The organism is Planktothricoides raciborskii GIHE-MW2 (assembly GCF_040564635.1).
GTDB classification, from domain to species: domain Bacteria; phylum Cyanobacteriota; class Cyanobacteriia; order Cyanobacteriales; family Laspinemataceae; genus Planktothricoides; species Planktothricoides raciborskii.
Genome location: NZ_CP159837.1, coordinates 5,830,647 through 5,852,349, shown reverse-complemented (window position 1 = coordinate 5,852,349; position 21,703 = coordinate 5,830,647). Strand labels below are relative to the sequence as shown.

General features: G+C 42.9%; 17 protein-coding genes and 2 pseudogenes. 6 read left to right on the top strand and 13 right to left on the bottom strand.

Going from position 1 to position 21,703, the window contains the following annotated elements:
* Positions 1–87: 87 nt before the first annotated feature.
* A complete protein-coding gene (locus ABWT76_RS24970) occupies positions 88–1,002 on the bottom strand; it encodes a histone deacetylase (protein ID WP_054464729.1) in 915 nt (304 codons plus the stop codon).
* A gap of 453 nt (positions 1,003–1,455) precedes the next feature.
* Between ABWT76_RS24970 and gyrA the strand changes: the two genes are divergently transcribed.
* The 5 genes from gyrA (at position 1,456) to ABWT76_RS24945 (ending at position 11,010) form a co-directional block, all read left to right on the top strand.
* A complete protein-coding gene (gene gyrA, locus ABWT76_RS24965) occupies positions 1,456–4,035 on the top strand; it encodes a DNA gyrase subunit A (protein ID WP_054464728.1) in 2,580 nt (859 codons plus the stop codon).
* A gap of 346 nt (positions 4,036–4,381) precedes the next feature.
* On the top strand, positions 4,382–6,214 hold the full coding sequence (gene lnt / locus ABWT76_RS24960) for an apolipoprotein N-acyltransferase (protein ID WP_082348730.1): 1,833 nt from the start codon (positions 4,382–4,384) through the stop codon (positions 6,212–6,214).
* A 411-nt stretch (positions 6,215–6,625) separates the two neighbouring features.
* Positions 6,626–6,814, top strand: coding sequence for a hypothetical protein (locus tag ABWT76_RS24955; protein ID WP_354635114.1), 189 nt, complete (start codon positions 6,626–6,628; stop codon positions 6,812–6,814).
* A gap of 166 nt (positions 6,815–6,980) precedes the next feature.
* Complete coding sequence (locus tag ABWT76_RS24950; protein WP_054464726.1) at positions 6,981–10,667, top strand: PAS domain S-box protein; 3,687 nt, start codon at positions 6,981–6,983, stop codon at positions 10,665–10,667.
* Between the two features lie 130 nt (positions 10,668–10,797).
* Positions 10,798–11,010, top strand: coding sequence for a hypothetical protein (locus tag ABWT76_RS24945; RefSeq protein WP_054464888.1), 213 nt, complete (start codon positions 10,798–10,800; stop codon positions 11,008–11,010).
* Between the two features lie 214 nt (positions 11,011–11,224).
* Here ABWT76_RS24945 and ABWT76_RS24940 read toward each other — a convergent pair whose 3' ends face one another.
* The 12 genes and pseudogenes from ABWT76_RS24940 to ABWT76_RS24885 all read right to left on the bottom strand — a co-directional run bounded on the left by ABWT76_RS24940 (position 11,225) and on the right by ABWT76_RS24885 (position 20,492).
* Positions 11,225–11,449: a DUF167 domain-containing protein gene (locus ABWT76_RS24940; protein WP_054464725.1), complete on the bottom strand. Its 225-nt coding sequence runs from the start codon at positions 11,447–11,449 to the stop codon at positions 11,225–11,227.
* Positions 11,450–11,495: 46 nt separating this feature from the next.
* The gene (locus ABWT76_RS24935) at positions 11,496–13,754 is read right to left on the bottom strand and encodes a CHASE2 domain-containing protein (RefSeq protein WP_354635113.1); all 2,259 of its coding nucleotides are present in this window, start codon (positions 13,752–13,754) and stop codon (positions 11,496–11,498) included.
* Positions 13,755–13,871: 117 nt separating this feature from the next.
* Positions 13,872–14,321, bottom strand: a pseudogene (locus tag ABWT76_RS24930) (DUF928 domain-containing protein).
* A gap of 162 nt (positions 14,322–14,483) precedes the next feature.
* Positions 14,484–15,023 (bottom strand): annotated as a pseudogene (locus ABWT76_RS24925) (CHAT domain-containing protein).
* A gap of 96 nt (positions 15,024–15,119) precedes the next feature.
* Positions 15,120–16,235 (bottom strand): transposase, encoded by a 1,116-nt coding sequence (locus ABWT76_RS24920; protein ID WP_354635112.1) that lies wholly within the window; start codon positions 16,233–16,235, stop codon positions 15,120–15,122.
* A gap of 391 nt (positions 16,236–16,626) precedes the next feature.
* The gene (locus ABWT76_RS24915) at positions 16,627–16,803 is read right to left on the bottom strand and encodes a CHAT domain-containing protein (RefSeq protein WP_255353125.1); all 177 of its coding nucleotides are present in this window, start codon (positions 16,801–16,803) and stop codon (positions 16,627–16,629) included.
* Between the two features lie 144 nt (positions 16,804–16,947).
* Complete coding sequence (locus ABWT76_RS24910) at positions 16,948–17,250, bottom strand: hypothetical protein (protein ID WP_054464044.1); 303 nt, start codon at positions 17,248–17,250, stop codon at positions 16,948–16,950.
* A 45-nt stretch (positions 17,251–17,295) separates the two neighbouring features.
* A complete protein-coding gene (locus tag ABWT76_RS24905) occupies positions 17,296–17,433 on the bottom strand; it encodes a hypothetical protein (RefSeq protein WP_354635111.1) in 138 nt (45 codons plus the stop codon).
* A 548-nt stretch (positions 17,434–17,981) separates the two neighbouring features.
* On the bottom strand, positions 17,982–18,224 hold the full coding sequence (locus tag ABWT76_RS24900; protein ID WP_054464045.1) for a hypothetical protein: 243 nt from the start codon (positions 18,222–18,224) through the stop codon (positions 17,982–17,984).
* Positions 18,185–18,619 carry a hypothetical protein gene (locus ABWT76_RS24895; protein WP_354635110.1) on the bottom strand — a complete coding sequence of 145 codons (435 nt, stop codon included), beginning with the start codon at positions 18,617–18,619 and terminating at the stop codon, positions 18,185–18,187. The genes ABWT76_RS24900 and ABWT76_RS24895 overlap by 40 nt, the downstream gene beginning before the upstream one ends.
* A gap of 76 nt (positions 18,620–18,695) precedes the next feature.
* A complete protein-coding gene (locus tag ABWT76_RS24890; protein WP_156331417.1) occupies positions 18,696–18,866 on the bottom strand; it encodes a hypothetical protein in 171 nt (56 codons plus the stop codon).
* Between the two features lie 90 nt (positions 18,867–18,956).
* On the bottom strand, positions 18,957–20,492 hold the full coding sequence (locus ABWT76_RS24885) for a SagB/ThcOx family dehydrogenase (protein ID WP_054464256.1): 1,536 nt from the start codon (positions 20,490–20,492) through the stop codon (positions 18,957–18,959).
* A 583-nt stretch (positions 20,493–21,075) separates the two neighbouring features.
* Here ABWT76_RS24885 and ABWT76_RS24880 point away from each other — a divergent pair.
* Positions 21,076–21,618, top strand: a complete 543-nt coding sequence (locus ABWT76_RS24880; RefSeq protein ID WP_054464047.1) for a pentapeptide repeat-containing protein — start codon at positions 21,076–21,078, stop codon at positions 21,616–21,618.
* Positions 21,619–21,703: the final 85 nt, after the last annotated feature.

Here is a 21,703-nt window from a genome sequence, read left to right as displayed (position 1 = left end):
CTCTCTTCTCTTTTCTCTCTTCCCCCCCACACCCCACACCCTTTGTTTCCCCCACACCCCACACCCCACACCCCAACCAACAACCAATTACAAACAGCGCTCAATAGTTGCCAGGACAGATTGACTCAGGGCATCTAAGTCATAACCCCCTTCCAGTCCGAATAAAATCCGCCGCGTAATTTGCAAACAATAGTCTGTAAAGGTGCCGAAATCTTCGGGTTGTAAATTAATTCCGGCTAAGGGGTCAGCGGCATTGGCATCATAGCCCGCACTGACAATTAATAAATCTGGTTGAAAGTTACGCAAAAACGGCATTACTTGTTTCTCAAATGCTGGTTGATATTCGGCAATGGTACTGCCCGGAGACATGGGGATGTTGAGAACGTTGTTGTGGGCGCCGCGATCGCTACTGCGACCTGTACCGGGATAGCAGGGAAATTGGTGGAGGGAACAATAGGCAATTTGAGGATTGTTTTCTACTAGATGCTGGGTGCCGTTGCCGTGATGCACATCCCAATCCAGAATCGCCACTCGCTCAATTTCTGGTTTTTGCAGGGCATAGTCAGCGGCGATCGCAGCATTAGAAAACAGGCAAAATCCCATCCCCTGATCTTTTTCCGCATGGTGTCCGGGGGGTCGGGCGAGAATAAATGCCGGTTCTTCGTTTTCTATCACCGCCTCAACCCCATCCAGCCAGCCACTCACCGCTAACAAAGCCACATCATAACTGTCCGCTGAAACTGGCGTATCCATATCCAGGCGGCCACCCCCTTTCATGGCCAAGGCTTCCACTTCGTGAATGTGGCGAACTGTATGAACGCGGGCGATCGCTGGCATCACATCCCGCGTATAAATTGAGGTGGGCAGTTGCCATTGCAAAGAACTTGCCCAGGGTGCGGCTTTCAATGCATTGACGATCACCCTCAAGCGGTCTGGGCGTTCTGGGTGCAATCCACCTGTTTGATGGTCTAGAAAATCATCAGCATAAATTATAGTAAACATAGGAATGAATAATCGTTAATTTAATATAACCTTCGATTTTAGCAAATTTTGCCTAAATTTGCAAGTAAATTGGCTTGATCTTCCTCAACTCTTAAGTTAAGCAATCATCACAAATATAATGCTCACCGACCAAAGATTTTGGGGATTTCCGACACCGGCAATTTTTACCCTGTACCTCTGGGTCTGCTGAATCATTCAAATAAAAATTAGTCCTGGGGTTATTTAAATCACAAAATAACCGTTAAACTTATCAAATATTTAATGGGGAATCATTAAAAAGATGGGAGTAAAATGAGTCAGAAATTACGGGGAAAAGTTAATTTTCCGAAACATTGATGAAAATATGATAAAATACAGTCACAAAATTGGCATAATTTCACGGCTAAGTAGCGGATTCAAAGTTTTTTTGAGTTGTGGCTACAACAAACTGAAGTTTTTGGAGTATTTTACTGTATGACAACCTCCCAGGAGCGGATTATCCCGACGGATCTGCGGAACGAAATGTCCCAGTCTTATCTGGAATACGCCATGAGCGTAATTGTCGGTCGGGCTTTACCAGATGCTAGGGATGGTCTGAAGCCAGTGCATCGGCGAATTCTCTACGCCATGCATGAACTCGGATTAGCACCCGATCGCCCCTTCCGAAAATGCGCCCGTGTGGTCGGGGAAGTGTTGGGTAAATACCATCCCCACGGTGATACGGCAGTCTATGATGCTCTGGTGCGGATGGCGCAGGATTTCTCCATGCGATCGCCCCTAATCAATGGCCACGGTAACTTTGGATCCATTGACAACGACCCACCAGCAGCGATGCGTTACACGGAATGTCGCCTGCAAGCCCTGACCACCGAATCCATGTTGCGGGATATTGACTCGGAAACCGTCGATTTTGCGGATAACTTCGACGGTTCCCAGCAAGAACCCTTAGTATTGCCAGCCCGGATTCCCCAACTCTTGCTCAATGGTTCCTCCGGTATTGCGGTGGGTATGGCCACCAATATTCCGCCCCATAACTTGGGAGAACTGATTGATGGGACGATCGCCCTGATTCACAATCCAGAAATCACCAACAAAGAACTCCGACAATATATTCCCGGCCCCGACTTTCCCACTGGGGCGCAAATTCTGGGAGTTTCGGGCATCAAAGATGCCTATAATACTGGGCGCGGGTCAATTACCATGCGCGGTGTGGCCAATATTGAAACCATCCAACACCGAGGACGACCGGATAAAGAAGCGATTATTATCACCGAGTTGCCATACCAAACCAATAAAGCAGCATTGATTGAGAAAATTGCTGAATTGGTGAATGATAAGCGGATTGATGGCATTTCCGATATCCGGGATGAAAGCGATCGCGACGGAATGCGGATCGTCATCGAACTGAAACGGGATGCGTATCCCCGGGTCGTGCTCAACAACCTCTACAAACAAACCCCCGTACAAAGTAACTTTGGCGCCAATATGTTGGCCTTGGTCAACGGTGAACCAAAGTTACTCCAAATCAAAGAATTTCTGGAAATTTTCCTTGATTTTCGCATCGATGTGATTACCCGACGCACCCGCTATGAACTGCGGAAAGCGGAAGAACGGGATCATCTGTTGCAAGGGTTATTAATCGCCCTGGCTTCTTTAGATGAAATTATTCGGATTATTCGTTCCAGTGCAGACTCGGCCACTGCTCGTCAAGAATTAATCGATTCTTTTGGTCTATCCGAAGCCCAATCCGATGCAATTTTACAAATGCAACTGCGGCGACTGACAGCCCTGGAAGCGGAGAAAATTCAACAAGAGCACGAATATTTACAAGCACAGATTGCGGATTTAAAAGATATTCTTGCCCGTCGCGAACGGATTCTCGAAATTATCGAAACCGAACTCAATGATATTAAGAATAAGTTTGCCACACCCCGCCGCACCCAGATTGAACATTCAGAAGGGGAAATCGATGAAACTGACCTAATTGCTAATGAAAAAGCGATTATTTTGTTGACCAAACAAGGGTATATCAAGCGAATGCCAGTGAATACCTTTGAGGCACAAAATCGGGCAACTCGCGGTAAAGCGGGCACGAAGATGAAAGACAATGATATGGTCGAGCATTTTTTAACCTGCTGCGACCACGATAAAGTCCTATTTTTTAGTGAACGCGGGGTAGTATATTGCCTGAATGCTTACCAAATTCCTATGAGTTCTCGGACTGCCCAAGGCAGTGCGATCGTGCAATTGTTGCCCATACCTCACGATGAGAAAATTACCTCGATCGTGCCGGTGAGTGAATTCAGTGATGATGAATATTTGGTGATGCTGACTCAAGACGGCTATATTAAGAAAACCGCTCTTTCAGTATTTAATAATATTCGGGCTAATGGTTTAATCGCCATTTCTCTGGAAGAAGGCGACCAATTGCGCTGGGTGCGTCGCGCCACCGCCGAAGATAGCATCATTATTGGTAGCAGTAATGGCATCGCGATTCATTTTAAAACCGATGATAGTCAACTGCGTCCTTTGGGTCGGAATACACGAGGGGTGAAGTCGATGAAATTGGCGAAAAACGATCGCATTATCAGTATGGATATTATTCCTAGTCAATTGACGGCGCTTATGAGCGATCAAGAGGAGGAAGAAGCTGACCAAGACGATGTTGATTTAGAAAATCAAGAGGAAGAAACCGAAATTGCCGATCAAGTAGGACAAATGGTTTTGATCCTGACTACCGGGGGTTTGGGTAAACGAGTGCCAGTGAACAAATTCCGACTGCAAAAGCGGGCAGGGAAAGGCATTAAGGCGATTAAATTCCGCAATCCTGACGATCGGTTGGCAGCCCTGCGGGTGGTGAATGAAGATGATGAGTTTATTATTGTCACCAGTCGCGGCATTATTATTCGGCAGGTGGCAAAAGCAATTTCTTGTCAGTCTCGTGCTGCCGGAGGTGTCCGGGTGCAGCGTCTCGATCCAGACGATGCGATCGTGGCAGTGGCATTGGTGCCCCCTTCAGGAGAAGATCAGGAATCAGCAGAAGAACAAGAATAAACAAGAATAACTATGAGAAAAATCAACTTAGGCGATCGCCTTTGTCTAAGTTGGTTTTTTCTCAGTTTTCTCCCAAAATCCCCGGCTGCTTTTGGCACTTATTTTTGCACTTAATTTATCTCCAAAAGATATTGCTTCGGTGTGATAAAAAATCCGGGGATATATCCTACAGCGGTGTTCTGTTGAATAGACCACAGATATTTGGAGTAAGGGCGTGATCTTTCCGGCATTAAATCTCTATTTTTAACCCAGAAATATCTGCGGTCATGGTTCGCCCCTACAGATATTTTTGGTTGACCAATCTGAAAACCGCTGTAACCAAAAATAACCCTAAAAATAACGACGGATGATATTGCGTTTAGGAATTGTTTTACTAGGGGGAATTCTGATGGGATTATCCCCCGCCCCTTTGAATATCTGGCCTTTGGCTTATGTTGCCTTAGTGCCTTTGTGGGTGGCGATCGCCGACCCCGAAACCAACAAGGCAGAAAAGAGAGGAGTTCATAGGAAAGAGGATAGAGGAAAGAGGATAGAGGAAAATTCTATAAACTCTTTTCTCCCCGCTCTTTTCTCTTTTCTCCCTTCTCTCTTCTCTATCCTCTTTCCTCAATATATTTTTGGCTTATGTTGGGGCATTGGTTATCACGGTGTAGCCTTATTTTGGTTAACGGGAATTCACCCAATGACTTGGCTGGGAGTGCCCTGGTTAGCGAGTTTGGCGATCGCGATATTTTGTTGGCTATTTGTCACCCTTTGGGGGGCGGCATTAGTCAGCATTTGGGCAGTAGTCTGTGGCTGGATTTGGCAACAGATATCTCAGGGAATATCTCAGGGAATATCTCAGGGAAAAAATCCAGAAAATCTATCTCAGGAAAAACATCCCCAATTTCCGCAGTTAATTTTCTTAACTCGCGGATTAATTGGCACCGCTGTTTGGTGTGGCCTAGAATATTTGTGGAGTAATGGCCCGCTTTGGTGGTCATCGTTATCTTATACCCAAAGTCCTCATAACCCAATTATTTTACATCTAGGCCAACTTTCTGGCCCAAATACCATCACAGCGCTGATTGTAGCAGTCAATGGATTAATCGCGGAATCTTGGATATTGCACCAAAAAAGCGGAGAGAAAAGAGAAGAGAGAAAAGAGGATAGAGAAGAGAGAAAAGAGGATAGAGAAGAGAGAATTTTCCTCTATCCTATATCCTCTATCCTATATCCTCTATCCTCTTTCCTTGCACCGATCGCGATCGCAGTTGGTTTATTCATCGCTGCCCATAGCCTAGGGTTTTATTTATGGAACCGACCCTTAATTCAACCGGCAGAAACCGCTTTAAAAGTTGGCATCATCCAAGGGAATATCTCTAATGATATTAAGTTTAATTCCGAAGGGTGGCGACAGGCTTTAGCGGGTTATACTCGCGGGTATCGAGAATTGGCCGATCGCGGCGTGGATGCGGTGTTAATTCCCGAAACTGCATTGCCCTATTTATGGACCACCCAAAATCAGATGCAGAGTTCTTTTTATCAAGCAATTCTGGAAAAAGGGGTAGTCGCTTGGGTGGGAACTTTTGGCCTCGTGAACAATGGTCAAAAGCTAGTCAGTGACTATACCAATAGTTTATTTACCGTGATAGGAAATGGCCAAACATTTAGCCGCTACGATAAAACCCATTTAGTCCCATTAGGAGAATATATTCCCTTTGAAAAATATATCGGCGGGTTCATCGATCGCCTCTCTCCCTTAGATGCTCATTTAGTCGCGGGTTCCCCAGACCAAATCTTTGAAACTCCCTTTGCTCGAGCCGTTGTGGGCATTTGCTTTGATGCACCCTTTGCCGAACATTTTCGCCGTCAAGCTGCCGCTGGGGGTGAGTTTATTTTAACCGCATCCAATGATGCCCATTATCATACGGATATTATGTGGCAACACCATGCTTTAGAATTAATGCGAGCTATTGAAACCGATCGCTGGGCAGTGCGAGCGACGAATACCGGACTTTCAGCCATTGTCGATCCTCATGGAAAAACTCACTGGCATTCACAAATTAATCAGTATGATTTGTATGCCGGTACAATTTATCGTCGTACCACAAAAACTCTCTATGTCCTTTGGGGCGATCGCCTCACTCCGGCATTATTAATTTTAGCCGCGATCGCCGGAAAGCTGAGTTTAAAATAAGTCTGGGGCAAATAGCGATCGGTTGGTGGGGCAATTCATCAAATGCATCAATTGCCCCTAGCAAAACCGCTTGACTCCGAAAAAATGCGTAAGTCCTTTCGGCCATCAGATAACATCCGGCAACAAACAAGAGGCAATATTTACAAAACTGACTACTCAGTCAAAGTCCAGGCAACTATAGAGCTACAATAAAAAGAAGCCGGATCGCAGCCTGTCTTGGCTGCATCAATAAGTCGTCAGCAAAATACTTCTTGCTCGGTAATGATTTCTGTGGATTGATCCGAGCGATCGCCGTGCTAATGGGAGCGATCGGATCCCTTGCCCAAGTCTGCTGAGGCGGAAGCAGCAAAGGTCTTAACAACAATATCCAGTTTTTTGTTAACGGTCGATTATATCGCATAAGTATATAAAATGCTATTCATGGTTATGTTGATTTCTCAGGGGTTTGACTACCACTGGAAAACATCATCAAAGTTACAACAAAGGCTTCATATCGTACCGTTCAAATTTTTCGCACCGAGCGGTAAACTCGACTCACGAATTCTGCCATGTCCTTATCCCGATGATTTGCTGGGCGATCGGGCTAATCTTGATCGATAAAAACTTTCTCAATTATCGGGTTAAATGTCGGATTAAAGTGATGAAATCGTGGGGTCATTAACTGGAAAATTAAAGCCTGTCACTGACCGCGATCCTATGTTAAAGGGATGAAAATTCAGCGACAGATCATCTATCCGTATTCACCAATATCCCTGATGAAAAAGCAATGAGACTAAAAGCTAAATTCTTGATTTTAATTTTGACCGTCGCTACAGGTGTGATTGGCTTAGAAACCATTAATCTTTATCTGCATCTTTACCACAATCAGTTACATCAAACCATTAAAAAAAATCGGGAAATTTATTTAAAATTTAGTCAAGCCAAAAATTACCAAAACTTGACGATGCTTGAGTCCCTGACACCCATGACGATCGCCACCGACTCAAAGCCATCAAAGATGTCATATAATATGTCAGATAATATTGAACATTGGAATCAGGCATTATTGCACAGTATTGTCAAAGCTAAAGGATTAGCAGTAAATACAATGGATTCCAGTAATTCAATTAAGCTAGAAGAATTTGAAGCCATTGAACAAGCTGCGATTAGGTTTAATGAATCCGTCAAGCAGTATTTAACTGATTTGAGCCGGAATGCCAATCAGCCAACCGCTGCGATCGCTCAACAAAAGCAATTAATTGAACATAGTCAATCCCTAAGCCACCTCCTGGATCGAGCGATATCATCGCAACTCTGGCAACTGGAAAAAAATCAAGAGATGAGTGAGAAAATTGCTCGTCGTTCATTATTTCTGAATATCATTTCCTTAACCGTTGGTTCCAGCGTAGCCATCATCATGGCTTGGTTATTTGCGAAACAAGTGGCTAACCCGATTTTAAAACTGAAAAATGTAGCTCTGAAAATTGGCCAAGGGGAATGGGACACGGATTTAGATATTAACAGCGAAGATGAAATAGGCATCTTGGCGAAAGCGTTTAATCAAATTGTGGAAAAGTTCAAACAAACCAATGAATCCAAACAATACGTCGATAAGATTATTAGAAATATCAATGAGTCTTTAATTGTCTTAAATGCTAACTATGAAATTAAAGACTTTAATTTTTCAACGGTATTACTCTTGGGCTATGAAGAAGCCGAATTGTTGGGTACTTCAATTGAGACCCTGTTTTTGTCGCCAAAAGTCTGCCAGGAAATCTTGGGAATTGACGAAAACATTGCCAACAGTTTTTTAGGCACCAAAGAAACCGTATTAGTCACCAAAGATATGCGGCAAATTCCGGTATCTTTTTCCGCTTCGATTATGTGGGATGAACACGATCGCGTGGAGGGAATTGTTTGTTTAGTTCAAGACATCTCTGCCCATAAACAAGCGATTGAAAGTTTACGCAGACAAGCGCTGATGTTTGAAACCATCCATGATGGTATTTTGCTCACGGATTTAGATGGTTACATTATTGATTGTAATCCAGCGGCGGAGAGAATTTTTGGTTATCCTAAAACCAAAATGGTCGGTCATATGACTGGGATGTTACGTTATCCGCCACCCCCATTAGGTCACGACGGAGATCGAGCTCAATATTTGACCCAACAAATCATTCATGGGGTGTTAAGTCGGGGTCGTTGGACTGGGGAGTTTCGCTTTATGCGCGGAGACGGTTCATGGGGCATTTGCGAAACTATTGTGGTGCCTTTGCGGGATCATAGTAATAAGTTGATTGCGACCATTGGGGTCAACCGGGATATTAGCGAACGCAAACAGGCTGAGGATGCTTTAAGAAAAAGCGAGGAACGTCTTGAGAGTATTTTAAATTCTCTGAATGATATTGTCTGGTCGATGGAGATTAATCGTCAAGAAATCCTTTATGTAAATCCGGCGATCGCTAAAGTTTATGGTCGTTCAGTGAATGATTTTTTAACCCAGCCATCTCTTTGGTTTGATGTCATCCATCCCGAAGATCGCCCACGCGTGATAGATTTTTCTGCGGAAATTTTTGCCAGTGGAGAAAGAGATATTGAATATCGCATTATTCGACCGGATGGGGAAGTGCGTTGGATTCGTGACCGAGGAAAACTGATCGAAGATCCTGATAAAAAATCCTTAAGATTTGAAGGAATTGCCACGGATATTACCGAACAAAAACACGCCCAACAACTCTTGGAAGAAGCCCATGCTCAATTAGAACAAAGAGTTGAAGAAAGAACCGCTGAACTGACAGCAAATAACGATATGCTGATCGCCGAAATTCGCGAGCGGGTTGCCGCCGAAAAAGCCCTAAGACAGTCGGAAAATAAATTTAAACAACTCGCTCGTCAGGAAACCCTGGTTAATCAGCTTACGGAACAAATTCGCAATTCCCTCGACTTGAGTACCATCTTGAAAACTACGGTACAACAAATTCGCACTTTATTATCCCTCGATCGCTGCGTTTTTATTTGGTATCGACAAAAAAATGCAGCCCAAAACTGTGAATGGATTTGGCAGGTAGTCGCCGAAGCAAAACATCGTTGTCTTCCTAGTATCCTAGGAGATTATGCTGCCAATCCTGATGAATTTCTCAGCCAAAAAATCCAAAACCTAGAAATTATTCGGGAAGATAATCTGGCCATTGCCACGGATATTAACTTAAAAAAAATTTACCAGGATTGGCACTATCAATCCATCTTAGCTTTACCGATTAAAACTCACAGCGGGCAAATTGGGGTGATTAGTTGTGGGAATTTTCGCCGAATTAAACCGTGGACTGATGCGGATGTGGCATTGCTTCAAGCTATTACCAATCAATTGGCGATCGCTTTGTTTCAAGCTGAACTGTATTCTCAAGCCCAAACCGCTGCCCAAGTTGCCCAAGAAAAGGCTGAAGAACTGGAAGAGACTCTAGAAAAGTTGCAAAAAACTCAAGCCCAATTAATTCAAAGTGAAAAAATGTCTAGCCTGGGTCAATTAGTCGCCGGGATTGCCCATGAAATTAATAACCCGGTGAATTTTATTTTTGGGAATATTACTTTTATTCAAGATTATACTAATAATCTATTAAAATTACTGGAAATATATCAGGAAAAACTCTCGGAACCCGATGCCAAAATTTTGGCTTTTCTGGAAGAATGTGATGTGGAATTTATTCGCGATGATTTGCCAAAACTTTTGTCATCAATGCAGGTAGGCGCTAATCGGATTCGGGAAATTGTTCTATCTTTGCGGAATTTTTCCCGGTTAGATGAAGCCAATTATAAATTGGTGAATTTACACGAAGGTCTTGACAATACTCTGCTGATTTTACAACATCGTCTTTATGGGGAAGATTTTCCCCCCAGTTATCACCACAATGGCAAAAAAATTCAAGTGATTAAAAATTATGAAAATTTGCCGAAAATTGAATGCTTTGCCAGTTTGCTCAATCAGGTATTTATGAATATTCTCAGTAACGCTATTGATGCCTTAGAAAGTTCGCCGATGATGTCTAAGCATTCGTTGATGAATCACGGCCAAAACTCTGACCAAAATGGCGCGATCGCCAAAATTCATTCCGCCGACCTAAAAAGTGAATTAAAAACTAATATAAATCGGGATTATGCCTCAAATTCCGGCCATATGACTCAGCCTAAAACCGAGGTCAATTCTGGACAAATTCCCACAATTTATATTTCTACTAAAGTCCAAGAAGGCGATCGCGTAGTCATTCGGATTCGCGATAATGGACCGGGGATGACCGAAAGCATTCGTCAGCGAATCTTTGATCCCTTTTTTACCACGAAACCCGTCGGTTCTGGAACCGGATTAGGGTTATCAATTAGTTATCAAATTATTGTTCAAAGACATCATGGTAATTTGTCTTGTGTTTCTCAACCCGGAGAAGGAACGGAGTTAATCATTGAATTGCCCATTCATCAATAAATCTAATATCTTTATTAATTATCAGTGGTTGGTTATGGGTTGGTTGGTTATTGGTTGAGAGATGTTAAACTGGAAAAACTTAACTGAATCAGAACCCATTGGTGGGTATTGCGAACACCAGGAGGATATTGTGACAGAGAATACGGTAAACTGTGCGATCGATTGTGTAAATGGCTGCGTTTTGGGGGATCGATGTCCCAATCGAGAATATGCTGCCCAAGCTTCAAAATTTATTGACAATACTTCATTAGATCAAATGCTGGAAATTGCCGAAGAAGCACTCCGGCAAAAACGTATGGCTCCCCCGAAATGGGTGATTCCTGATTTCCCCGAAACAAAATAATTTATTGATTGGTTATTGGTTATTGGTTATTGCCCGATGGCGGTCAAACGCCATCGGGTTGTTGGTTATTGGTTATTAGTTATTGGGTAGGGATTCTTTGGGTAGGGATTCTTTGATTGTTAGTCATTTGTTAGTGATTAGTTTTTATAAAAAATCACCGATAAATCCCAAACAACCAACCACAAAAAAATCCCTACCCAACCACAAATAACAACTAATCACCAATCACAATTAACTTATTTTTAGAACTCAGGCCAGATTTAATTGTAATTGCCGATTTTGGTACATCATATTTCTGCGCCAGTAATTGAATGAGTTCTTGGTTAGCTTTCCCGTCCACAGGCGGAGATTTTAAATAGACCGTCAGACTCCCATCTTCGGCTGAAATTATCTTTTGTTGCTGAGAATTTGGCTTGACTTTAACTTGAATAATTGACATTTTTTAATCATATAAACGACAAGAAAATTTAAGGCGAAATGATGAATCAACTAACTTCTTTTTGTTGGATGTTTTCCGGCGCTGATGGCTTTAATAAACTGGATAATTTAACCGGAATAGATATTATAAATTCCGTCCCTTTACCTGGGGTTGAATTTACCTCCAGTTGACCTCCATGTTTTTCGACAATAATTGAATAAGAAATCGAGAGTCCTAATCCGGTGCCTTTGCCCACTGGCTTAGTGGTAAAGAATGGATCGAATAGGCGATGTTTTACTTCATCGGGAATACCGGGACCATTATCGGCGATCGCAATTTCAATTTCCGCAGCATTTTTCATCTTGGTGACAATTTTAATCCAAGAATGGCTAGAAGAATGACTATTTAAATCATTTTTAATTGGTTGGCTTTCTATGGCATCAATCGCATTCGTGAGCAAATTCATAAACACTTGATTCAGTTGCCCTGCGTAGCAATTGATCGGGGGTAATTTACCATACTCTTTAATCACCTGAATTTCCGGTCTATCTTTTTTTTGTTGTAACCGATTATCGAGAATCATCAAGGTACTGTCTATGCCTTCGTGAATATCCACATCTTTAATTTCTGCTTCATCCAACCGGGAAAAAGTTCTTAAAGATTTGACAATTTCCCGAATTCTGGATGCGCCGATTTTCATTGAATGTAAAACTTTAGAAAAGTCTTCAGTTAAATATTCTAACTCAATTTCCTCCATAAATTTTTCAATTTCTTCCCCAGGACTGGGATAATAATCTTGATATAATTCAATTAATTCTATTAAATCATTAAAATAATCTTCAGCATGATCAAGATTGCCATAAATAAAATTGGTTGGATTGTTTATTTCATGGGCAATCCCGGCAACTAATTGTCCTAATGCGGACATTTTTTCCGCTTGAATTAACTGCGTTTGAGTGGATTTGAGTTCTTGAAGCGTAGCGGAAAGTTGTTTGGTTCGCTGCAACAAGTCCTGGGTGCGTTCTTCAACTTTCATTTCCAGGTTTTTAGAATACTCATTTAATTGCTGATTGGCCTGTTCTAGTTTTTCGTTGATGACTTTTAACTGCCATTGATTGTGGTAATTTGCCGTTAAAATTGTGGAGGCGATCGCGGCTAAAATTGGTGAGAATACCGGAATCAGCAACCCAGTCAAAAAAGCTAGATAACTGATTGATAACAAAATCAATATTTCTATTAAAATACTGCCTAATGTAACTTGAAAAAAAATCCATTTTTTGAATGGTTTTTCCGGCAGCAACACGCAACAAATTATGGCACTAGCCAGGGAGCAAACCAAAATCCACCCCGCAGCATTTTTTTTTGGCCAAGCTTGCATCATAGGACGATTGTGCAGGGCTGCATTTAAAATTTGGCTGGTTAAATTGGCATGAATCACCACCCCAGGAGTCGGTTCTCCCGCCGAGATCATGTTACTACTATAAGGAGTTTGAAACACATCTTGGAGACTGGGGGTAATCGCCCCAATGAATACGATGCGATCGCGCATTAAATCTGGGGGAATTCGATTTTCTAACACATCAGTCATCGATATGGTAGTAAAGCGATCAATTCCCCCGCGAAAATTCAATAAAATCTGATATCCCCCTGTATATTCCTGCCGATAGCCCAATTCTTTTCCCGTGAGGGGGACAAACACCGCTTGACCTAACCCATAGATTTTTTTTTCTGAATCAATTACCCGCAGTTCTATCCCTTCTGCTTCTAAATACATTAAAGCCAAATTCACCCCTAAACCTTGTCTAGATTTACCCTCAGAATTGCCAATCAGGACTAAAGCCCGCCGGACTTTACCATCAGCATCTAACACTAAATCTGCGGCGGCTACTTGACCGGATTTGTCTAAAACTGGGGGTGGAGCGACGGAATTTCCGGCAAGTTTTTCAATGCCAATAATCTGCGGTGTGGATTTAAAGACATCGACTAATTCTTCATGTCCCGGTTCCACCACTAAGTCCCGATAAATATCCAGCCCAATTCCTCGCGGTTTTTGTGCTTTGATATTCTTTAATAACTGAGCCATTACTCGGTCTGTCATCGGCCATTTAGCCAGATATTTAATATCTGGCTCATCAACAGTGACAATCACAATTCTTTCTTCAATGGGTTCTGGAGGACGTAAGCGAAAAAATTGATCCAGAGTTGCCCATTCCATTAATTGCAATAAACCAGAAATACTCCCAGCAATGACAACCGCTGCCACGCTGGGAGCAATGATAAATACTCCCTTCCAAAGATTAACTTGTTGTTTATTATTTGGCCACATTAAAATGGTTTTTGCTGGGATCCGATCATTGCTTCTCGGTTTACAATCCTGATATCTTTTGGTTTTTGACTAAATTTTTGAGCCGAATTCAGGAACGACGAACGACTATCCACAGTTTTACAACTGCTCGGTGATTGGTTGAGAGGCGATCGCCTCCAGTCCCACCTGTTTTAACAAATCTGACCATTCACTTGCCAAAGTCGCATCATCAGGTTGAGCCAACTTTGCCGAGTTTAAGATTTTCAAAGTGTCATACCAAATCCCCTCTTTGGCATAAATTGTTGCCAATTTAACCGGGGTTAAAGATCCAACTCGATCCCTGGGAACAGGAGACTCCACTCGTTTGATCCATCCGGTGACACTATAGTTATCTGGTCAAAGAATGCCGTCGGGGGCGATCGGCGCAAAGAACCAGACATATTCTTTCCCCATCTCCAGTTCTGGGGCATCATCGGGAAGCGTCAATTCGAGAATACCGCCTTGACCAGAAATCTTGAATGTTTTTTGATAGTGATGATTGCGATTAGCATCTTGCAGACTGAAAAACCGTGAACATGAGCGTGGCACTCGCTAGAGTGACGTAGAAAAGTGTTTTGGACATCAAGCTAGAAGTTCTAGTCATAAGGGATGTTCCCATGATAAGTCAGGTACAAACTTGAGTTGATCTATTTAGTTGATCTACAACCAATTTCCAGTCAAGACGAAAGGCGCCCAAAAATAAGGATGATCCTATTCAGGATTTTTCAATAAGCTCAGTTGAACTCGGCGCAGTGCTTCCGCTTTGGTCAAATTCAACTTGGGTTGAGTCAGTTGAAGATAGAATTCACTCATTAGGTCAGCGGTAGATTGGTCACTGACTGACCTGAGTGTTGCCAAGATACTCCTTGCCCCTGATCGAAGTGCAAATCCTGCTAATCCTAGTGTAGCCTGTCGATCGCCCGCTGCGGTTTGACAAGCGCTTAAAACCAGTAATTATACTGGGTTTAAGCTTCCTTCCAGTCGATTTTCAAATAATTCCGCAAAGTCTTTGACGTTAATGCGATCGTCCCAAGTGAGCAGAAAGGTTTCTTCTGGGTTAGAACTGAATTGACCGTGGGTGGCTAGGTGAACGATGGGAAAGGGTTTGGCGTTGACCTGAGATTCAAAGCGATCGCGGGTAAAGTCCTGGTTTAACAAAGCTTTACTATCAACCATTTGCGAAATTTCTGCAAGTTCTTGTGCCACCCCAGGCAACGCCGCAAACCCTTGCCTTGCTTCAGTCAGTCCCACAGTTAGGGCTGTGAGTTTTTTCCGTTCCAAACCTTCAGCAAATAGCTGTAAACCGCTCGTAAAAATCTGGACAAAGTTACCCAAAGGTAGACAGTGTTAGACAGCTACGTTTGTAATTTTAGTCCAAAGGTCTAAAACTACAGGAATAAACGGCAATCCCTCTATTCCCTCAAAAGCATCGGGAATTACTTTTCTAGCTATATTCATGCTTCCATTGATATCAGCGTTGATGATTCTACCAGTGGAAGTCAAGTATAAACCACGTTTAACACGCTTACCATTAAACACAACTTTTGCTTCTGTTTTAGCCCGGATATTCGGCAAATAATCGCCATCTAAAGCGCTGGCTTTAGAAGTGTAGCTTTCTTCAGTTAAAACTACAGAAATCCCTGCTAATTGTGAGGTGAATAATTTAATCAGTTTGGCATGAGGAATATTGGTAAATTCTTGATTATTCTTTTTCCCAATATTGAGAGCTTGTTTCCATCGTTGATTTTTCCCGATGATTAATTGACCAATCTCATTTAACTGACACCAATCAATAACACGCCGACTCACAGTATGAAGGTAGTTGTCAATCCTTCTATCTCGCTTGCTGTTTAGCTGTTTTACCAGCCGACAAGCCTTGATTGATTGTGCTTTTGCTACTCTTTTATTGAAGAATTGGTTAATACTTTTCAATGGTCTACCATTAATCAACAGCGGTCTAATACCGGGATGATTGGATGTTATAGCCACCAAATTGTTTAAACCCAGGTCTACACCAGCTAGATATTTACCATCAAATTTATCTGGCTCGCTAACCGTGTAAACAATCTCAATTACATAGTGGTCAAGTTTAGGAACAATTCGTACTTGGTTTATATTATTAGCCTCAGTGGTCAACTCAATATTAGTCTGAGATAGCTTGACAATGCCTCGAGATAGCAGTGGAGAGGAGATCGCATCCTTGGGATAAATCACCACATTTCTACCGCGTTCTTTATGCTTGTATCCTGGGATTTTCGGCTTACCTAAATATTTTTCAGGATGCCCAGACCAATCTTTTAACGCTCTGCACCAAGCTTTCCAAGCTTCAGCAACTCGACGGACAATCTGTTTACTAACCTTCGTTGGTAGGTATCGATAAGCTATCTTTGTTTTTCGTCTGGTGGTAAATATCAATCGAGTTGTAATACTTTCTAGTTTCAAAGAAGTATTGACGCTGGACATAATTAGCCGAGTTATAAAGATTTTTGGATTGCCATGCTAAATAGTCGCATTCCTGCCAAAATTTATGCTGTCGGTTAATTATATGCTTCTCAACTAACTGCATTTGACTCGACAAGAGTAAATGTTTCACTTTGACAATGATATATGAGTATAATTAAACTTGTCAATCCGGCTGGCCAAAAATCTCTAATGAGCCAAAACGTAGATAAGGGCGAGTATGCCCCGAACAGCTATCCAGTAATTATTGTGCCACAAGGGTTTCTAGTATGTTTACGAAAATTAGTCCCCCTGCCAAAATGTCCGACTACTTAAGTGATGTCTCCATATCTGACGGCAAGACAAAAGCTACCAATTTTTGAGTAGCAATGGGTAAATCTGTCCAACAATTACGTTACAGTTTCAAACCCGGACTGAGCGCTAGACTATATTTTTCGATCAGATATTGTTGACCATCGTAGAGTGCTGCCATCGGTAATGAACGTAAAAAAACATCCAGGACAAATACCAGGTTTTGCGTTTGATTGCGGTTCAAATCTGCTTCAGCGGGCTGAATTAGCCAATCATAAATTTTTTCAGAAATTCGCAGGCGCTCCGCACTAGAATAACCCAGGTAAAGGGAAGAATAGAATTGTTGTAAAATTTCTTCAATTTTCCCTTTGGGCAGTGGGGTGGCGTAGGGGCGTAAAGAGCGATCGGGTAAGGATAAAATTACTTATAGGCGATCGCGCAAAATAATCGGATAAATCACTGCCGACTGCGGGTCAATCTCATCAAGTAACACCGGCTTTGTTTCCAAACAAGCATCCCGGAAAAAGTTATCTAATTCCGCCAATTGTAACGCTTCAATGACATCTCTGGCTTGGCTCAAAGTGGCTTGATTCGCATCAGTTTGCAGCAACAAGCTGACCAGGTGGCGATACACAGGTTCCACCGTTTCGGTAAAGTTAAACTGCACATCAGTATTAATCGCCACTAAATCACTGCGTAAAGATTGCCTGGTCTGATAAGCATTCAAATAAGCCGCTTTTGCCCCTGGGATATTCCCCTGATTTTTTGAAATTCAACCCAACTGACTGGATGACCGAGCAACTAGATAGTCGCCCTTAATTGCCTGGGGAATTTCTAGGGCTTTTTCCGTTAATCTTTTGGCTTCAGCCCATTGGTGATTTGCCGCATATATTTTCCCCAGTTGATCCAAGCTATAAGCTTCCGCCCGTAAATCTTTGATTTCCCTGGCTTGCTGAATTGCGGTGACTAATAAATCCGCGATATTTTGATAATTTACGGTCTCTGGACTGGGGGCTGATTGCCAGATTTGAAGTAAGTTTTATGCCAGATATACTCTAGGGTAAATTGAACGACGCCTCGGAGAAATCTGGCTGATATTTGACTGGATATCCGGGCTTAATTTGCTGGCGGCTACCCATTGCGGACTTTTGACTAATAAACTAAATTGATTGAGTTGAATTTATTCTCGTTTTAAGTCGGTTTGCGCTAAGGAGATTGCCTCTTCATAGTAATCAAAATAACTGGAAAATTTACCCAAATATTTGGCAATATTGCCAACACGGGAAAGATTAGCACTAATATTAGTTTTTGCCCCTAATTGATCGCTAATTTGCCAAATTATAAAAACCCTTTGACTTGAAGTAAATTGCCCATGCTTTGTAACGCCACCCCTAAACTTCTCAGGCTATCTGCTTTAAGCCAAGAATCCGGTTGACTTTTCAACTGTTCAAAAATATTTTATAGTATTTTTTTATCCGGGCGATATTGTCCCAATGATTGTAAAGCTTGGGCTTGATTAATTTGACTCCCTAATTTTCCCGTTTCATTGTTGGCTTTCTCATAGACCGATTCAGCTTTAATCGAAGTTTCTAACGCCTGCTGAGTTTGCCCTTGGGCAAGTTGTAAACTCCCCTGAGTATTTAAGGCTTGGGCAAAGATGGCTAAACCTCTTTGATCCAGTTCTCCTTGATTTTGTAACAAACGCAAATAGAAATTGCCCCTTCTGCTTGCTGCCATTCTCCTACTTTTTGATAAGCAGAGGAGAGATAATTTAAGCTTAAAGCCTGATTGAAAATTTCCCCTTGTATTTCGTAGTCTCTCGCTGCCTGTTGCCAAAGGCTGACAGCAGCAGAAAACTGTCCGATTTGATACAGATTTCGGCCTTCCTTTAGCCGCGCTTCCGGGGTTTGGGCTAGGGTTTGAGTCTGAAGTTGAACAACTTGTGCCTGACTGGGATAAAATTGCGGAAAAACTGGCCATCCCGTAGTCACCAATAAAATTGTCACCAAGAAAACACCAATGAACCGCCAATCACTTTGCCACCATAAGCGGTTTGGTTTTTTATGGTTAAATCTGGGTTTAATTTTTAACCACACAATATTTTTATCGTGTTTTAATCGCGATCCTTACCGATAGATAGGCTTGATTTAATTTTTGTCAAAAATCCTGAAGCTATTGCCCTGTAATCAAATTCCCCAAATAATGTATAGCACGATCGCGGCTGTTTTGTGATTCATCCGCTGTCATGGCAAATTGAGGCAATTCCCTGGCATTTTGCTTTTCTGATTTCTGGTGGCGGTTGAGAAACGGAACAGTCGCGCCAAACCCAAATTTGATGGCCATATCTGACGATCCATTGTCTCAACCACGCCATTCCTTCCAGCAAAAGCAAAACATTTCTGGGATCGAACGAAAAGGACGATTTCTCCTGGTTTAAGCGGTTCTCGGGCAACCTAAAGTGGTGATATATAACACCGCTTCATCTTCGGGAATTCCTAGCACTTGATTGACTTGATCGTCAAAAAATCCACCAATTCCACTGACGCCGACCCCTAAGTACAGCGCCCCCAAGTTGATCCGTTGTCCCAGGTGTCCCGCATCTAAGTGCAGATAACGATAAGCGCGATCGCCGAATTTTTCCACTGCCTTTTTCAAATCGGCAGTATGAAATATCACCGCTGCGGCATCGCGACCCAACTCTTGCCCCAAACAGAGATAATGTAACTCTTGGCGGAAATTCTTAAACCGCACTTGTCGTAATTCTTGGGCCATCGGTGCATAGTAATAACAGCCAACATCTAAACCATTCACCGATAACACCGCCACAAACGTAGAAATAAGCTGGCGATCGAAAAAGTCTGGAGACGGATCTAAGCCTTGATAGCTGTAGTGACTTGGGTGATAAGTAAAGTCCAGAATCGCATTCAGTTGGGCTAAAGCGATCGCCCCTCCATTGTACTCACGAGTCGAACGCCGTCGCAAAATCGTCGTTTCCAGTCCCGTGAGGCGATCGCCCCAATCAATCGGCTGGCTTTTCGTAGACACCTTGGTACAAAAGGGAAAATTATATTTATCATCTTCCGAAGACCGATCCACCATTGTCCAGCCTTCTTGTCCCGTGGTATCCGCATCAATTTTGGTCGCTTGATGACAATAAGCCAGCAACTCACCATCTCGAATATCCGGGTAGTCCTTTTTCACCCCTGACGGTAAAGCCGTCCGATAAGGCGGTAAATTTTCATCCAGTTTTCGCAAATCCGCCAAAGGCATCAGAGTCGTCACCGCTTCTTGATCCGGGTCTAAATAAAGCAGTTCATTCAGGGCATCATCGAGAAAGCCCCCAATTAAATGGGGTCGATAGTCCGTAAACGATCCTGCCAACTCAATATTGCCCAACAAATGACCCGTATCCAGAAAAACCCGCCGATAAGCCCGGTCTTCATAACGCCAAGCGGAACGATAAAAAACCGCCGTAGTCGCTAAAGCCAATTTGGTCGTATCAAAAGCCGGATGCCAAAACGTGGCACTTTTCAACGTCGGCCAAACATCACTATCCCAAAACCGAATCAAAGAATGGGTTTTTGTCTGATAATTGTAAAGTCCAGGGGGCAACTCCGCCGTCCCCAAAGAGATTAAATAGAGTTCTGCCGGGTACAGCCCTCCCGCTGAAGGAGCCGCCCTTAGATACAACGGGGTTCCCATCATCGTGCTGACTTTAGCGGTTAAGCCATAGCTACAAAAGAGTAACCGCGATAAACGTTCTAACCCTGTGCGGGCCGGGTCGTGTTCTAACTCCGGTCGTTTTTTCAAATAAGGCTTTAAATCAATCGTCGCACCAATCTTGTAATCTTTGAAAGGCACTGGCTGCTGTGACCAGTCTATAAAGTGCTTTTTACTGGCCAAAGTTTCTGGATCGTATTTGGTGCGCTCGTGGTAGTGTTGGGCAATGGAAAATTGCTGTTTTGCCATAAAAGCAGGATGGTTGGTGTAATTACTGCTTTCATCTTGACATCTGAGATGACTGGGATGCACCCTCAGCCAGAGAAAGATTGCTCCTGGGCTTGATTCCTGGAACTTAGCCATCACAGCGATCGCCCAATTGTGCAAATCGGTTCGCCTGTGATGCTGCTAAAATTTTAAAAAATTAAAAAAAGCTAAAAAAAACCTGAATAAATTTACAAATTGTTACATTTGTTCATAAAGGATGTGATTCATCCCCGCCCTAGTAAACACCCAATAGATATAGAAGAGAGAAAAGAGATGCCTAGAAAAGAGAGGAGAGAGAGGAGTGCAGGGGAGCGGGGGTGCGCCACGCCAGCCCTAGGGGTGCAAGGCTGCGCCACGCCAGCCCTAGGGGGGATATTTTTCTCCTCATCTCCTCTGCTCCTCTGCTCCTCTGCTCCTCTGCTCCTCATCTCCTCTGCCGACGGCGGCCTCCCCCGCTCCTCCGCTCGACGGCGGCTCCCCCGCTCGATGGCGGCTCCCCCGTTCCCCGGTCCCTATTCCCCGTTCCCTATACATTTTGGCTCAGGCTACTATCAGGCAGTACAAAATGCAAAAAGTCAATAGTGAAGAGGTACTCAAACAGTATGCAAACGGTCAACGTAACTTTGAGTATTTAGATTTAAGTGAGAATAACTGGTTTGAAGCCAATTTACGCGGAGCCAATTTCACTGGCAGTAACTTAAGTAAGGCTTATCTGCCTTATGCGAATCTCTCTCTCGTCAATTTGCGCCAAAGTCAACTCACTCACGCGGAACTCAGTGATGCCAAACTCGCGCAAAGCGACCTCAGCCAAGCTAACCTGAGCGAGGCTAATCTTTGTCGGGCAAATTTACGCAATGCCAACTTACGAGGGGCAAATCTCGCTGGGGCTAATCTCACTAAAGCTGATTTGTCTAATGCAGATTTAAGTGACGCTAACTTAAGTGATACAAATTTAACCGGCGCCAATTTATATAAAGCGAATTTAAGTCATGCTAATTTAACGGGTGCAAATTTTTTTCGCGCCACAAGGGTAGATTTTACCGATGCTTATTGGGATGAAACCACAATTTATCCCGACGGGTATCGTCGCAATGATGACTCTGTTTGAATTTCTGTTTGAATTTCTGTTTGAATTAGTGAGTTATAGTTGTTTGGTTATAGTTGTTTGGTTATAATTGTTTGGTTATAATTGT

Excerpts from the sequence above, each read along its gene's own strand:
- ABWT76_RS24950 (WP_054464726.1), top strand. The coding sequence starts at position 6,981 with ATGAGACTAAAAGCTAAATTCTTGATTTTAATTTTGACCGTCGCTACA.
- ABWT76_RS24890 (WP_156331417.1), bottom strand. The coding sequence starts at position 18,866 with ATGGCCATCAAATTTGGGTTTGGCGCGACTGTTCCGTTTCTCAACCGC.
- ABWT76_RS24885 (WP_054464256.1), bottom strand. The coding sequence starts at position 20,492 with ATGGCAAAACAGCAATTTTCCATTGCCCAACACTACCACGAGCGCACC.
- ABWT76_RS24935 (WP_354635113.1), bottom strand. The coding sequence starts at position 13,754 with ATGTGGCCAAATAATAAACAACAAGTTAATCTTTGGAAGGGAGTATTT.
- lnt (WP_082348730.1), top strand. The coding sequence starts at position 4,382 with ATGATATTGCGTTTAGGAATTGTTTTACTAGGGGGAATTCTGATGGGA.
- ABWT76_RS24955 (WP_354635114.1), top strand. The coding sequence starts at position 6,626 with ATGCTATTCATGGTTATGTTGATTTCTCAGGGGTTTGACTACCACTGG.
- ABWT76_RS24920 (WP_354635112.1), bottom strand. The coding sequence starts at position 16,235 with ATGTCCAGCGTCAATACTTCTTTGAAACTAGAAAGTATTACAACTCGA.
- ABWT76_RS24970 (WP_054464729.1), bottom strand. The coding sequence starts at position 1,002 with ATGTTTACTATAATTTATGCTGATGATTTTCTAGACCATCAAACAGGT.
- ABWT76_RS24880 (WP_054464047.1), top strand. The coding sequence starts at position 21,076 with ATGCAAAAAGTCAATAGTGAAGAGGTACTCAAACAGTATGCAAACGGT.
- gyrA (WP_054464728.1), top strand. The coding sequence starts at position 1,456 with ATGACAACCTCCCAGGAGCGGATTATCCCGACGGATCTGCGGAACGAA.
- ABWT76_RS24940 (WP_054464725.1), bottom strand. The coding sequence starts at position 11,449 with ATGTCAATTATTCAAGTTAAAGTCAAGCCAAATTCTCAGCAACAAAAG.